Source organism: Mycobacterium sp. MUNTM1 (assembly GCF_054660795.1).
This window is the reverse complement of sequence record NZ_BAAGDE010000095.1, coordinates 1-13,558: the sequence shown is the minus strand read 5'-3', so window position 1 is coordinate 13,558 and position 13,558 is coordinate 1. Positions and strand designations below refer to the sequence as shown.

General features: G+C 67.3%; 14 protein-coding genes and 1 tRNA gene. 4 read left to right on the top strand and 11 right to left on the bottom strand.

Going from position 1 to position 13,558, the window contains the following annotated elements; all coding sequences use genetic code 11:
* Positions 1 to 73: 73 nt before the first annotated feature.
* The 6 genes from rho to argS form a co-directional block, all read right to left on the bottom strand.
* Entirely contained in the window at positions 74 to 1,927 is a 1,854-nt protein-coding gene (rho, locus tag ACYQ8K_RS29030) for a transcription termination factor Rho (RefSeq protein ID WP_459974679.1), read from the bottom strand.
* Between the two features lie 267 nt (positions 1,928 to 2,194).
* A complete protein-coding gene (gene thrB / locus ACYQ8K_RS29025) occupies positions 2,195 to 3,130 on the bottom strand; it encodes a homoserine kinase (protein ID WP_459974683.1) in 936 nt (311 codons plus the stop codon).
* 40 nt (positions 3,131 to 3,170) lie between these two features.
* A complete protein-coding gene (thrC, locus tag ACYQ8K_RS29020; RefSeq protein ID WP_459974676.1) occupies positions 3,171 to 4,253 on the bottom strand; it encodes a threonine synthase in 1,083 nt (360 codons plus the stop codon).
* Positions 4,250 to 5,572, bottom strand: coding sequence for a homoserine dehydrogenase (locus ACYQ8K_RS29015; RefSeq protein WP_459974674.1), 1,323 nt, complete (start codon positions 5,570 to 5,572; stop codon positions 4,250 to 4,252). The genes thrC and ACYQ8K_RS29015 overlap by 4 nt, the downstream gene beginning before the upstream one ends.
* 3 nt (positions 5,573 to 5,575) lie before the next feature.
* On the bottom strand, positions 5,576 to 6,934 hold the full coding sequence (lysA, locus tag ACYQ8K_RS29010; RefSeq protein WP_459974681.1) for a diaminopimelate decarboxylase: 1,359 nt from the start codon (positions 6,932 to 6,934) through the stop codon (positions 5,576 to 5,578).
* 56 nt (positions 6,935 to 6,990) lie between these two features.
* Positions 6,991 to 8,643, bottom strand: a complete 1,653-nt coding sequence (gene argS / locus ACYQ8K_RS29005; protein ID WP_459974672.1) for an arginine--tRNA ligase — start codon at positions 8,641 to 8,643, stop codon at positions 6,991 to 6,993.
* Between the two features lie 127 nt (positions 8,644 to 8,770).
* On the opposite strand from argS, the gene ACYQ8K_RS29000 reads away from it, so the two are divergent.
* A tRNA-Arg gene (locus tag ACYQ8K_RS29000) sits at positions 8,771 to 8,846 on the top strand.
* A 144-nt stretch (positions 8,847 to 8,990) separates the two neighbouring features.
* Here ACYQ8K_RS29000 and ACYQ8K_RS28995 read toward each other — a convergent pair.
* Positions 8,991 to 9,191, bottom strand: coding sequence for a YegP family protein (locus ACYQ8K_RS28995; protein ID WP_459974669.1), 201 nt, complete (start codon positions 9,189 to 9,191; stop codon positions 8,991 to 8,993).
* A gap of 79 nt (positions 9,192 to 9,270) precedes the next feature.
* Complete coding sequence (locus tag ACYQ8K_RS28990) at positions 9,271 to 9,771, bottom strand: nitroreductase family deazaflavin-dependent oxidoreductase (RefSeq protein ID WP_459974668.1); 501 nt, start codon at positions 9,769 to 9,771, stop codon at positions 9,271 to 9,273.
* Between the two features lie 85 nt (positions 9,772 to 9,856).
* Between ACYQ8K_RS28990 and ACYQ8K_RS28985 the strand changes: the two genes are divergently transcribed.
* Both ACYQ8K_RS28985 and ACYQ8K_RS28980 read left to right on the top strand, forming a co-directional pair.
* Positions 9,857 to 10,543: a glycoside hydrolase gene (locus ACYQ8K_RS28985; RefSeq protein WP_459974665.1), complete on the top strand. Its 687-nt coding sequence runs from the start codon at positions 9,857 to 9,859 to the stop codon at positions 10,541 to 10,543.
* 205 nt (positions 10,544 to 10,748) lie between these two features.
* Complete coding sequence (locus tag ACYQ8K_RS28980) at positions 10,749 to 11,036, top strand: DUF732 domain-containing protein (protein ID WP_066873600.1); 288 nt, start codon at positions 10,749 to 10,751, stop codon at positions 11,034 to 11,036.
* A 34-nt stretch (positions 11,037 to 11,070) separates the two neighbouring features.
* Here ACYQ8K_RS28980 and ACYQ8K_RS28975 read toward each other — a convergent pair whose 3' ends face one another.
* Both ACYQ8K_RS28975 and ACYQ8K_RS28970 read right to left on the bottom strand, forming a co-directional pair.
* Positions 11,071 to 11,580 (bottom strand): Rv2253 family sensor-like surface protein, encoded by a 510-nt coding sequence (locus tag ACYQ8K_RS28975; RefSeq protein WP_459974663.1) that lies wholly within the window; start codon positions 11,578 to 11,580, stop codon positions 11,071 to 11,073.
* Positions 11,581 to 11,653: 73 nt separating this feature from the next.
* Positions 11,654 to 12,223, bottom strand: a complete 570-nt coding sequence (locus ACYQ8K_RS28970) for an NUDIX domain-containing protein (RefSeq protein WP_459974661.1) — start codon at positions 12,221 to 12,223, stop codon at positions 11,654 to 11,656.
* Between the two features lie 19 nt (positions 12,224 to 12,242).
* Between ACYQ8K_RS28970 and ACYQ8K_RS28965 the strand changes: the two genes are divergently transcribed.
* Positions 12,243 to 12,614: a nuclear transport factor 2 family protein gene (locus ACYQ8K_RS28965; protein WP_459974659.1), complete on the top strand. Its 372-nt coding sequence runs from the start codon at positions 12,243 to 12,245 to the stop codon at positions 12,612 to 12,614.
* Positions 12,615 to 12,640: 26 nt separating this feature from the next.
* Here ACYQ8K_RS28965 and ACYQ8K_RS28960 read toward each other — a convergent pair.
* Positions 12,641 to 13,558: sensor domain-containing protein (locus ACYQ8K_RS28960; RefSeq protein WP_459974657.1), on the bottom strand; the 918-nt coding region annotated here is incomplete at its 5' end.

The following is a 13,558-nucleotide window of genomic DNA, read 5'->3' as shown; positions in this document are numbered from 1 at the left end:
CCACTCCGCATTGGGCGGACGACCACCAATCAGCCGGCTCGCCGCCTGACAACAACGTGTCAGGTCACGACAGCTAGTCGTTGTCCATCGCCCCGGGTGTCGTCTTGGACACCTGGACCAGGAACTCGTAGTTGTTCTTCGTCTTGCGCAGCTGCGACATCAGCAGGTCGATGGCCTGATGCGAGTCCAGCCCGGACAGCACGCGGCGCAGCTTGTGCACGATGCCGAACTCGTCCGGCGACAGCAGCAGCTCGTCCTTACGGGTACCCGACGGGTTCACGTCGACCGCCGGGAAGACCCGCCGCTCGGAGATCTTGCGGTCCAGCTTGAGCTCGGCGTTACCGGTGCCCTTGAACTCCTCGAAGATGACCGTGTCACCGGTGGACCCCGTCTCGACCATCGCGGTGGCGATGATCGTCAGCGACCCGCCTTCCTCGATGTTGCGGGCGGCACCCAGGAACCGCTTGGGCGGGTACAGCGCGGTGGAGTCGACACCACCGGACAGGATCCGGCCCGAGGCGGGCGACGCGTTGTTGTATGCGCGCCCGAGGCGGGTGATCGAGTCCAGCAGCACGACGACGTCCTTGCCCTGCTCAACCAGCCGCTTGGCCCGCTCGATCGCCAGTTCGGCGACCGAAGTGTGGTCTGACGGCGGGCGGTCGAAGGTCGAGGCGATGACCTCGCCCTTGACCGAGCGGGTCATATCGGTGACCTCCTCGGGCCGCTCGTCGACGAGCACGACCATGAGGTGGCATTCCGGGTTGTTCCTGGTGATCGCGTTGGCGATGTCCTGCAGGATCGTCGTCTTTCCGGCCTTGGGCGGCGACACGATGAGCGCGCGCTGGCCCTTACCGATCGGCATGATCAGGTCGATGACCCGAGTGGTCAGCCGGTCGCTGGTGGTTTCCAGACGAAGGCGCTGGTTGGGGTACAGCGGCGTCAGCTTCGAGAAATCGGGGCGCTTCTTGGCGTCCTCGACCGAGCCGCCGTTGACGCTGTCCAGGCGCACCAATGGGTTGAACTTCTGCCGCTGGTTGGGCTGTTCGCCTTCCTTGGGCACGCGGACCGCGCCGGTGACGGCGTCACCACGACGAAGGCCGTTCTTGCGCACCATGTTCATCGACACGTAAACGTCGTGCGGGCCGGCCAAATAGCCGGAGGTGCGCACGAAGGCGTAATTGTCGAGAACGTCAAGAATGCCGGCTACCGGCTGGACGACGTCGTCCTCGCGCAGCTCGGTGTCGCCACCCTCGCCGGAGCGCTCGCCCCGGCGGCGGCGGTCACGGAAGCGGCGTCCCCGCCGGCCCTGACGGCCTTCGCCGTCGTCGTCCTGCTGGTTCGAGCCGCCGCGGCCCTGCTGGCCGCCGGAGTTCTGATCCTGGTCGCCGCCGCCGTCGTGGCCGCGGTCGTCATTCTGGTTGTCTGGCTTGGCCTTCTCGCGGCGGTCGGACTCAGCGGGAGCGGCGCCCTCACGGCTGCCCGAGCTCTCGCGATCGGCCTCCTCGTTGCCGCGGGCGGCGGATCCCGCTTCGCGGGAGGCGCCGCGTCGTTCGCGGCGAGGGGCCTCGGCCGTACCGTTCTGGTCGCCCTTGGCCGCCGGCGCGTCGGCGGCGGCGTTGTCGTTCTTGTCGTCGTCTTTGGTGTCCGGCTTGCCGTTGTCCTCAGCGGGCTTGGCGCCATTGGCGGGAACGCCGTTGGCCTGCCCCCGGACTTCCTTGATCGCGGCGATCAGTTCGTTCTTCCGCATGCCCGACGTCCCTTTGACGCCAACTTGATTGGCCAGCGCGCGCAGTTCGGGCAGCACCATCGTGGACAGTGAGGCACCCGAGACGTTGGGTTTCGCGTCTGGAGTGTCGGTGGTCACGGCGTTCGAGAGTTGATTGGCGTCAGTGTTTTCGCCAGCCGTGAACAGGTCCGTATCAGTCACGGATTTCCTTTCTTTCCCCCGCTGATCAGGTCATACGGGGGGTTCGTTGCATTCAGGCAAATTGCCGAGTGCGCCCAATCATCGACATTGCAACGGTGATCGCCTGGATTGGCGGAGTAAACGGCGAACCTCGTCCACAAGAAGAATTGGTGTGTCCTAGCGGCAAGGCAGTATGGATGCAGATGCAGATGCTGCGATTGCTGGACGCGTCCGAGGATAGCCCCCATCCTTGCCGGAAGCAAGCAAACCCTCCGGCCACGCCGTGGATCAACCGGCGACGGTGACTCCGGGACTCCAGCGAACTGGTTCGCCAGCGGCCATCTGGGTGATGGCAAATCCGTTGGCCTCGCCGTATTCCGCCACTTCCGCGGGCAGCTCCGCCGCTGTGGTTAACGCGATGAGTGAGGGTCCGGCCCCGGAGAGCGTCGCTGCCACGTTATGACGTCGCAGCAGGCGCAAATATTCCGCCGAGGCCGGCATGGCCGGTGCGCGCTGCGGCTGGTGCAGCACATCCTCGGTGGCCGCCATGAGCAGGTCCGGGCGTTCGGTGAGCGCCACCACCAGCAGCGCGGTGCGGCTGAGGTTGAAGCGCGCGTCCTCGTGGCTGACCTGCGCGGGCAGCAGCACGCGGGTCTCGGCGGTGAGCGAGCGTTCCTCCGGAATCGCGGAGTACAGGTGGATATCGGGGTGCAGCCGCAGCGGCACCGCCGCGTACCGGGGGCGATCGCCGGTGCGGTCGGCCCACGAGACGACCGCTCCGCCCAACACGGCGGCCGCGGCGTTGTCGGGATGGCCCTCGAATTCCGAGGACAGCTGGATTAGTTGGGCTGCGTCCAGCGGCGTCCAATCCGTTTGTGCGACAAGGCCATTCGCGCCGGCCAGGCCGCCGACCACCGCCGCTGCTGAGGAGCCGAGGCCGCGCGAATGCGGGATGGCGTTGCGGCATCGCACCACCAGGCCCGGGGCGCGAACCCCGATCGCCCGCAGTCCGCATTCCAGTGCGCGCACCACCAAGTGTTCGGGACCGACCGGCAGTTGGCCAGCACCTTCGCCCTCGACCAGCACGACCAGGCCGGAATCGGTTGTCTCGACGATGATTTCGTCGTACAGGCCCAGTGCGAGACCGATGCTGTCGAAGCCGGGGCCAAGATTGGCGCTGGACGCCGATACCACGGCGCTGGCCACCAGCCCGGCGGGCAGCATCGGGGTCATCAACAGCCTTTCGTCGCGAGGGCACTCATGGTCAGGCCAGCCCCAGCTTTTCGACCACGAGGACCGGGTCCACCGGCAGCGGGGTCACGGTCGGCATGTCCCGCAGGGCGGTGTCGGGGTCCTTGAGGCCGTTGCCCGTCACCGTGCACACCACCGTCGACCCCCGAGCCACCCAGCCGTCGTCGACGGCCTTGAGCAGTCCCGCGATGCTGGCCGCCGAGGCGGGTTCGACGAAGACGCCCTCGGACTCGGCCACCAGGTGGTAGGCGGCCAGGATTTCTTCGTCGGTCGCGGCCAGGAAGCGGCCGTTCGATTGCTGCTGCGCGTCAACGGCCGCCGTCCACGACGCCGGAGCGCCGATGCGGATCGCGGTCGCGATGGTCTCCGGGTTCTTGACCGGCGCGCCGTGCACCAGCGGGGCCGCACCGGCCGCCTGGGTGCCCAGCATGCGCGGCAACTTCTCGATCAGGCCCTCGTGGTGATACTCGGTGTATCCCTTCCAGTACGCGGTGATGTTTCCCGCGTTGCCAACCGGCAGGGCGTGCACGTCGGGCGCGGTCCCCAGCGCGTCGACGATCTCGAAGGCCGCCGTCTTCTGGCCCTCGATGCGCACCGGGTTGACCGAGTTGACCAGCGCGATGGTGGGAAAGTCGGCGGCCATCTTGCGGGCCAGCTCCAGGCAGTCGTCGAAGTTGCCGTCGATCTGGATGATCTTGGCGCCGTGCATGACCGCTTGCGCCAGCTTGCCCATCGCGATCTTGCCCTGCGGTATCAGCACCGCACAGGTGATGCCGGCGCGCGCCGCGTAGGCCGCCGCCGACGCCGAGGTGTTTCCGGTCGACGCGCATAGCACCGCCTGCTGGCCGCGCGCCAGCGCATCGGTGACGGCCATCGTCATGCCCCGGTCTTTGAAGGAGCCGGTGGGATTGAGGCCCTCGACCTTCAGATGAACGCTGCAGCCGGTCTTTTCCGAGATCCGGCCCGCCGCGATCAGCGGGGTGCCGCCCTCGAGCAGGGTGACCGGGGTCCAGTCGTCGCCCACCGGCAACCGGTCCCGATACGCCTCGATGAGACCGGGCCACGGCTTGTGGACGGCGGTGCGCGGGGCGGTCATAGGGTGGTCCCTTCCAGTCGCAGGACGCTGGTGACGTTCTGCACGACGTCCAAATCGGCCAGCGCGTCCACGGTTTCGGACAGCGCCGCATCGGTGGCGCTGTGGGTGACCACGACGATGCGGGCCCCGACCCGCCGCCCATCGTCGTCCGCGACGCCTTCCTGACGGACCTCGGCGATGCTGACCTCGCGCTTGGCGAATTCGGCCGCTACCGAGGACAGCACGCCGGGCTTGTCGGCGACGTTCATGCTGACGTAGTAGCGGGTCGAGATGAACCCCATTGGGGCGATGGGCAGTTGGGCGTACTTCGATTCCTTCGGCCCGCGGCTGCCCAGCACCCGGTTGCGCGCGGCCATCACCATGTCACCGGCCACCGCGGACGCGGTCGGCGCTCCGCCGGCGCCCTGACCGTAGAACATCAGCCGGCCCGAGGCCTTGGCCTCGACCACCACGGCGTTGAAGGCGCCGTTGACGGTGGCCAGCGGATGTGACAAGGGCACGAGTGCGGGATAGACGCGCGCCGAAACCCGTTCCTGGCCATCGGTTGTGATGCGCTCGCAGATGGACAGCAGCTTGATGGTGCATCCCAGGGCGCGGGCCGATTCGAAGTCGGCCGGGGTGACTTTGGTGATGCCCTCGCGGTAGACGTCGTCGGCGGTCACCCGGGTGTGAAAGGCGATGGACGCCAGGATCGCCGCCTTGGCGGCCGCGTCGTAGCCCTCGACGTCGGCGGTGGGGTCGGCCTCGGCGTAACCCAGTGCGCCGGCTTCGGCCAGCGCGGTGTCGTAGTCGGCGCCGGTGCTGTCCATCGCGGACAAGATGTAGTTGGTGGTGCCGTTGACGATCCCGGCGACCCGCAACACCGTATCGCCGGCCAGCGACTGTGTCAGCGGGCGGATCACCGGAATGGCGCCCGCGACCGCCGCCTCGAAATACAGGTCCACATGGGCACTTTCAGCGGCCTGCGCCAGCTCGCCGGTGGAGGTGGCCAGCAGCGCCTTATTCGCCGTGACGACCGATTTACCGTGCTCGAGGGCGCACAGGATGGCCTTGCGGGACGGCTCCACCGGCCCCATCAGTTCCACGACGATGTCGACGTCGTCGCGGGCGGCGAGCGCTTCGATGTCGTCGGTGAGCAGCTCGGCGGGGACACCGCGGCCCTCGGCGACGCGGCGCACCCCGACGCCGCGCAACACCACGGGTGCGCCGACTCGAGCGGCGAGGTCATCAGCGCTGTCCTCGATGATTCGGACAACTTCGCTGCCGACGTTGCCCAACCCGAGTACCGCTACACCGACCGGCTTTTCGTCACGGGGCACAGTTCACCTCACTTCCAGACTCAATAGATCGTCGACCGTCTCGCGACGCAGGACCAGACGGGCGCGCCCGTCGCGCACCGCGACGACGGCAGGGCGGCAGATCATGTTGTAACGACTCGACAACGAATAGCAGTAGGCACCGGTGGCGGCGACCCCGATCAGGTCGCCCGGCCGCAGGTCTCCCGGCACCCAGGTGTCGCGCACCACGATATCGCCACTCTCGCAATGCTTTCCGACCACACGGGCCAGTTCGGCCGGCGCGTCGCTGAGCCGCGAGACCAGCCGGGCGTCGTATTGCGCGTCATAGAGCGCGGTGCGGATGTTGTCGCTCATGCCGCCGTCGACGCTGACGTAGCGCCGGTGCGCGGTGGCGCTCACGTCGACATCCTTGACGGTGCCCACCTCGTAGAGCGTGATGGTGCCGGGCCCGGCGATCGCCCGTCCCGGCTCGACCACCAGCCGCGGGGTCGGCAACCCGACGGCCGCCGATTCGTTGCGCACGATCTCGCTCAGCTTCGCGGCCAGCTCACCCATCGGCGGCGGATCGTCGGCGGCCAGATAGGAGATGCCCAGTCCGCCACCCAGATCCACGGTGGAGATCTGCGTGGTCTTCTCGACACCGAATTGCTCGACGGCCGCATGCAGCAGACCGATGACCCGGCGCGCGGCGAGTTCGAAGCCGGCGACGTCGAAGATCTGCGAACCGATGTGACTGTGCAGGCCCACCAGCCGCAGGTTCCGGGTCTCGAATACCTTGGCGACGGCGTCCAGGGCCGCGCCGCTGGCCAACGACAACCCGAACTTCTGGTCCTCGTGCGCGGTGGAGATGAACTCGTGGGTGTGCGCCTCGACACCGACGGTGAGGCGGACGAAGACGTCCTGGACGATGCCCGCGTCGGCCGCGATGGCGTCGAGGCGCTCGATCTCGACCATCGAGTCCAACACCACGTGGCCGACACCGGCTTTGACCGCGGCCGTCAGCTCGGCGACGGATTTGTTGTTGCCGTGGAAGGTGATCCGCTCGGGCGGGAAGTTGGCGTGCAGCGCGACGGCCAACTCGCCGCCGGTGCACACGTCGAGGGACAGGCCTTCTTCGTCTATCCACCGCGCGATCTCGCTGCACAGGAAAGCCTTCGCGGCATAGTGCACGTTCTTGCCGCCGCCGAAGGCCGATGCGATCTCGCGGCAGCGGGACCGGAAGTCGTCCTCGTCGATGACGAACAGCGGGGTCCCGTACTCCTGGGCGAGGTCGGTCACCGCAATGCCCGCGATGCTGGCGACCCCGGCCTCGTCGCGAGCGACGTTGCGGGGCCACACATTCGGCGCCAGCAGCAGCAGCTCCTCGGGCGATTGCGGCCACAGCGGGCTTTCGGCGTGGCGGGTCTCTTCGGCGTGCCGAGGACCGGCGGGGTGAACGTTCACATTCGCTCCGGAGCGGTGACGCCCAGGATCGCCAGGCCGTTGGCGATCACCTGGCGGGCCGCCTGGCACAGCGCCAGGCGCGCGGTGTGCAGATCGGTCGGTTGCTCGTCGCCTTGCGGCAAGACCCGGCACGCGTCGTAGAACCGGTGGTAGTCGCCGGCGAGGTCCTCCAAATACCGGCAGACCCGGTGGGGCTCGCGCAGCGTCGACGCCGTCTTGAGCACCCGCGGGAACTCGCCGAGGGTGCGCAGCAGCGTTCCCTCCTTGTCGTGGCTGAGCAACTCGAGGTGGCCGGTGTCGGGGATCAGGCCGAGCTCGGCGGCGATGCGGGCCAGCGCCGAGAGCCGCGCATGCGCGTATTGCACGTAATAGACCGGGTTTTCGTTCGACGCGGACGACCACAGCGCGAGGTCGATGTCGATCGGGGTGTCCACCGAGGAACGGATCAGGCTGTAACGCGCGGCGTCGACGCCGATGGCCTCGACGAGGTCGTCGAGCGTGATCACCGTTCCGGCCCGCTTGCTCATCCGGACCGGCTGGCCGTCGCGGACCAGGTTGACCATCTGGCCGATGAGCACCTCGACGGTGGCCGGGTCGTCGCCGAACGCCGCCGCCACGGCCTTGAGCCGCGCGATGTAGCCGTGGTGGTCGGCCCCCAGCATGTAGATGGCCAGGTCGAAGCCGCGCTGCCGCTTGTCCAGGTAGTAGGCGATGTCCCCGGCGATGTAGGCCGGCTTGCCGTCGCTCTTGATGACGACGCGGTCCTTGTCGTCGCCGAAGGCGCTGGTGCGCAACCACGTTGCGCCGTCCTTCTCGTAGATGTTGCCCGTCTCGCGCAGCCTGCCGATGGCTTGCTCGACCAGGCCCTTGGTGTGCATCGAGTCTTCGTGGGTGTAGACGTCGAAGTCGGTGCCGAACTCGTGCAGCGACTCCTTGATGTGGGTGAACATCAGGTCGACACCGATTGCGCGGAACGTCTCGCGCATCTCGGCGTCGGGCAGGTTCAGCGCGTCGGGCGCCTTCTGCACCACCTGGGCGGCAATGTCGTTGATGTAGGCGCCGGCGTACCCGTCTTCCGGGGTGGGCTCGCCCTTGGCCGCGGCGATCAGCGAGCCGGCGAACCGATCGATCTGGGCGCCGTGGTCGTTGAAATAGTATTCGCGCACCACGTCGGCGCCCTGGGTGGACAGCAGCCGGCCCAGCGCGTCGCCGACGGCGGCCCAGCGGGTGCCGCCGATGTGGATCGGTCCGGTCGGGTTGGCCGACACGAATTCCAGGTTGATGTTGCGGCCGGCCAAGGCGTCGGAGTGGCCGAACCGGTCGCCGGCGTCGATGACGTTGACGACGACGACGGCTTGCGCCGACGCCTCGAGGCGCAGGTTGATGAACCCGGGCCCGGCCACCTCGGCCGCCGCGATGCCGTCGGCCTGGGCGAGCGCCTCGGCGAGCCATCCGGCCAGCTCACGGGGGTTGGCACCGACCTTTTTGCCCAGCTGCAAGGCCAGGTTGCTGGCGTAGTCGCCGTGCTCGGGGTTGCGGGGTCGCTCCACGGTGACCGTCGGCGGCAGCGCGGCAGCATCCAGCCCGCGCTCGGCCAGCACCGCGGCGGCGGTGGTTTTGAGCAGCTCAGCCAGGTCAGCGGGGGTCACGAGCGTCCATCCTATTGGCTGGGGTGCCCGCGCCCCGAATCCATTGCGGTGGCGGGGCGGCCACCGCGATGCGTTAGTCTGTCCGTGCTTGTTCGAAAGCCCCATGGCGCAACAGGTATGTCGGTGCGCCCCCGTAGCTCAGGGGATAGAGCGTCTGCCTCCGGAGCAGAAGGCCGCAGGTTCGAATCCTGCCGGGGGCACCAGGGTTCACACAGGTCCGAGGCGTGTTCATGGTGACTATCGCCACCGCGCTACCAGCCGGATGTTCACAGCAACCGCGCCTCTGCGCAGGCCACCGCCGCAAGCACCGCATCTTCGTGTTTGCGAGGGATGACTAGCGAGTCGCGCTAGTTGTGCGCCGGCGTCCGTTCGGTCAGGTCTACGACCTTCGCGGCGGGAGCGCTCGTCTTGACCGACTCAATGCCTTTGTAGGCACTTTCCTTCATCTCATAGGCCTGACTGGCGGCGACGATTTCGCCGTTGGCGGCCTTGAGGTGGAACCGAAACTTGCCGGCTTTGTCCTTGCTGATCTCGAACTTGGCTGCCATTGCAGTTCTCCTTGTTCGCTTCTACGAACAGCAAACACGCTACGCCGCGTGACGGCGCCCGAGAAGGGACTGTTCACCCTCAGGGTCGTGGCAGCACGAACGCCTCGATGTGTCGGTCTCCGACCCGCACCTCGTACTTTCGCCAGCCGGGATACAGCGCGACGCCTTTGGCCCAGATCTCGTCGCGCTCGTCCGGCGTCGCGAGTCGCGCGGTGGTGTTCCAGGTATCACGGCCGACCGTGACCGTCGCTTCCGGGTTGGCCTTCAGATTGTGGTACCAGGCCGGATGCTTGGCGCCGCCGAAGTTGGACGCGATCAGGCCGACGCCGTCCGGGTGCGGGATTCCGTACACGGCGACGGTGCGGCGTTCGCCGGACTTGGCGCCGGTGGTGGTGAGCATGACCACGGGAATCCCGGTTACGACCCCGGCGAAGCTGCTCCTGCCGCCGGTGGCTTTGGTGATGAGGCGGTCGAGGTGGTGCGCCGTCGGGCGAAGAAGCGCCACACCCACGGTCGTAGATGCGAAGCGGCGCATCGCCCGGTGAAAAGCATTCGCATCGTCGAACGTCCGCCCGGGCATCGTGTCATTGTGACCCGCCCGCCCGAGCGCGACAAGCAATCAAAAACCCACCCCACGGGTCACAAACGACATTAAGCTGCTGGTCGTGGGCGTGAAGGGGTTCGCCAAGGGCAGCGGGCGATGGCTGGCGATCGCGGCGTCGCTCGTCGTCTCCGCGGCCATGATCCACGCCCAGGGCACCAAGACGCGGTGCTGCGTCGAGCCGCCCGCGCCGACTCCCACGACCAGCGCCGCCGCCGCGCGGCCGTCCGCCAGCGCGCCGCGCACCGCCAGTCCGGCCGAGGTGGAATCGCTGACGGCCCTGGCACCGCCCGCCCCGTCCGCCGGGCAGCAATTCCAGCTCGCATTGCCGCACAGCGTGGGATCCGAGGAACGATTGCAGGTCAAGACCATCTGGGCGGCCCGCGTCATCACCGTGCTCTTTCCCCAGATCAAGACCATCTACGGGTACCGCGAGGACCCGTTGCCGTGGCATCCCAACGGGCTGGCGATCGACGTGATGATTCCGAACTACCACTCCCCCGAAGGCATCGAGCTTGGCAACCAGATCGCCGGCTACGCCTTGGCGAACGCGAAGCGTTGGGGCATCAACCACGTCATCTGGCGGCAGAAGATCTACCCGGGCGTCGGTGGCGGCAACTGGATGGCGGACCTGGGCTCGGAGACCGCCGACCATTACGACCATGTGCATATCGCCACCGGCGGAGGCGGCTACCCGACCGGGCATGAAACCTATTACATCGCCTCGATGACCCCCACGCCGCAGGACTGATCCGCTAAGGCATCACCCAGCACCAGGATTGGCCCGTTGCCACGGGCAGTGCCCTTGATTGCTGACACAGGACACAGTTGCTCTGTACCGGTTTGCCAGCTTTTGCCGTTCGTCGCGCAATCCCGCCCCGCACGCCGCATACTGAGCCCGTTGTCACTATCCCTGAGAGAAGGAGCCGAGAGTGAAGACTGTTTGCGGGCTGCGCATGTTGTGTATTCCGGCTGTGGTTGCTGCCGCATTGACCGTAGGTAGCGGGGTCGCTGCCGCCGACGATGACGGATACTTGGGCCAGTTGAAGAAGATCGGCGTGGTGTGGCAGCCGGGTGGCGAAGGCACGCTGATCTCGCTGGGGCACGCCATCTGCTCGGATCGCGCCGCGGGCAAGACTCCGGACGAGCTGGCCACCGATGTTCATTCCGGGTTGAACAGTTCCTTCAACTACGGGGACGCGACGGCCATCGTGAGCGCGGCGGAATCGAACTACTGCCCCTAACCAATCATGAGGCGTCGTCGTGACGGCGTCTCCGTCATGCCGGCCGGGCGGCGAACGCCGCCACCGGCATTTCGACGCTCCCCTGGCAGGGACCGCTGTTGATGTCGGTGTGCCAGGTTCCGCGTAGCGAACCATCGGGCTGTGGCGCGTAGAAGGCCCACGAGCTGGCAGGCGCCCATACCTTCGAAACGCCTTCGCCCATATAGCAATCCCATTGAAAATCGAAGCGCTCAACCCATTTGGCCCCGTCCCAGGTGTAGTGCGAAGGCTGGGGCAGCGTCGGGTTCTTCGGCGTGGGGCCGTTGGTGGCGGTGGCCACGCACCTGCCCGACGAGCACGCGGTGGTGAAGACATAATCCGCGCTGAAGGTCGGTTCGGATTGCGTGGCGGCGACGCTGGTGCCGGTTTTGTTGACCGCATACCTCACCAGTGAGTACTTGCCGTTCCACGACGGTGCCAGCGCATGCGCACCTATGCCGGGCGCGCCGGCCATCGACGCGGCGACGGCAGCGAGCACCGCAAACACGCGAAACGTCGGCCGCATTGCGTCAATGGTGGGCGTTCGATGACGCGGCGTGATCTCGGCACGGACACGATCGCGGTGTCGTCGCGGGTTGTCATCCCACTCGCAGCAGGAACAACCCATAGGCGGCAATCGACTGCGCGTCCGCGATCACTCCCCCACGAATCATCCGCTCGACCTCTGCACGCGCAAACCACGCACTGCGCATGTCCTGTTCCTCGTGCTCGCGGTCGGCTTCTCCCTCGGCGATGCCGGTGGCCAGGAACACCCAGCCCCGCTGACTGGTCATTCCCGGTGCGACGTCGAGCTGGCCGAGTGCCTCGAACGACGTTGCGCTCAATCCGGTTTCCTCCCGCAACTCGCGCTCGGCCAGCTCGGCCGGTTCGGCGTCGACCAGGTCGGGAGCGGTGCCTTGCGGAAACTCCCAGCGGCGCTCGCCGAGGGGATAACGAAACTGTTCGACCAACCGGAAGCGGTTCCCGTCGTAGGGCATCACGAGCGCATAGGCCGGCTTGTCGACGACGCTGTAGATGCCGGTGCTGCCGTCTGGGCGGCGGATGTCGTCCTCGCGCAGCACCATCCACGGGTTCCGGTAGACCTCACGGGTCGCGAGGCGTTCGATGAAAGTCACGACGCCAGTATTGCCCGGAATGCCGCGACCCATAGGAGTAGCGTCCGAAGCTATGCCGTCCCCAGAAGCCATCACCGAGACCGTCAATCGCTACCTCGCGCTCGTCGCAACCGGTACCGCCGACGACATCGTGACCCTCTACGCCACCGACGCCACGATCGAAGACCCGATCGGCTCCGACATCCGCCGCGGCCACGACGCCATCCGCGCGTTCTATGCGGGTTTCCAAGACGCCAAGAAGGACACCGAACTCGCCGAAATACGGATTGGCGGCGGCGAAGCCGCCTTCTTCTGGCATCTCACGCTCGACGCCGGCGACAGCCGCACCCGAATCTCGCCGATCTCGACGATGTCGTTCGACGGGGACGCCAAAATCACCTCGATGCGCGCGTTCTGGTCGCCCGCCGACGTCAAGGTCTTATAGAACCACCAATTCTGTTGGCCGACTACTCAACTCGGGATTCGGCCGAGGATGGCCTGCACGAGGGTGGTGGCGTCGTCACCGAGATCACGTCCGATCACATCGACGTCGACCACAACGTTGGCCTTGGCCGCCAGGGCCCGCAATGCGCTGGTGTGCTGGCCGCCCACATCGGTGGTCCGGCCGTTGTCCTGCACGGTCCCCAGGGTGCTGCGCACAGACGTCACCGGACCGGTTTGCGCCGGCGTGCCGACGCTGTAGATGCCGGACACGCCGCCGTGCGAGTAGGTCAATTGCTTTCCGGCGCAGCCGTTGATCTGGCTGACCGCGCTGGTGACGAAAGCCTTTGCGGCCGCGGCATTGTCGAATGTCGCCACGAATTCCGAAACCCCATGCGGGAAACCGTTGGTGTGCTGGCCCAAATCGACGCCGTAGATCGCGCGGTACCCGCTGTCGCGGTAGGACGCGGTCAGGCCGTTGAACACCGCTTGGGTGCACTCCGGGGGCTCGAAGCTGTCGCCGGGCTGCAGCTCGTGCGTCTGGGTCCACGTCTTGTTGACGTACATGCCAGGCGCCTTGATGAGGCCGGCGACGTCTTCCCCGGTGAGTACCAGCGACTGTAGGGCTTCGGCCGTCACCGCGGGTTCCGGCGGTGCGGGCGTCGTGGCGCTCGGCTTCGCCGCACCCGTGCCGGTGGTCCGGGTCGTGGACTGACCGGCGTGGTTGTTGCCGAGCGTCGCCCAGAGCACCAGCGCCACCACGGCGATGACGGTGAACGCGTATGACAGCGTCAGCCCAACCAGCGCACGATTGCGGCCGAGGTCGCCGCGGCGGCGGATGTCCCTGAGGGCGAAGTGTCCCAACACCGCTCCGACCGGGGCCAGCAGAAAGGCGAACACGACCGACAGCGTCGCCAGCGTGTTGACTTCGTGGGCGGGCGGGGGCGG

Coding starts and splice junctions, on each gene's coding strand:
- thrB (WP_459974683.1), bottom strand. CDS start 3,130: ATGCTGCCCGCCGGGCTGGTGGCCAGCGCCGTGGTATCGGCGTCCAGC.
- thrC (WP_459974676.1), bottom strand. CDS start 4,253: ATGACCGCCCCGCGCACCGCCGTCCACAAGCCGTGGCCCGGTCTCATC.
- ACYQ8K_RS28995 (WP_459974669.1), bottom strand. CDS start 9,191: ATGGCAGCCAAGTTCGAGATCAGCAAGGACAAAGCCGGCAAGTTTCGG.
- ACYQ8K_RS28990 (WP_459974668.1), bottom strand. CDS start 9,771: ATGCCCGGGCGGACGTTCGACGATGCGAATGCTTTTCACCGGGCGATG.
- ACYQ8K_RS28980 (WP_066873600.1), top strand. CDS start 10,749: ATGTTGTGTATTCCGGCTGTGGTTGCTGCCGCATTGACCGTAGGTAGC.
- ACYQ8K_RS28975 (WP_459974663.1), bottom strand. CDS start 11,580: ATGCGGCCGACGTTTCGCGTGTTTGCGGTGCTCGCTGCCGTCGCCGCG.
- ACYQ8K_RS28970 (WP_459974661.1), bottom strand. CDS start 12,223: ATGGGTCGCGGCATTCCGGGCAATACTGGCGTCGTGACTTTCATCGAA.
- ACYQ8K_RS28965 (WP_459974659.1), top strand. CDS start 12,243: ATGCCGTCCCCAGAAGCCATCACCGAGACCGTCAATCGCTACCTCGCG.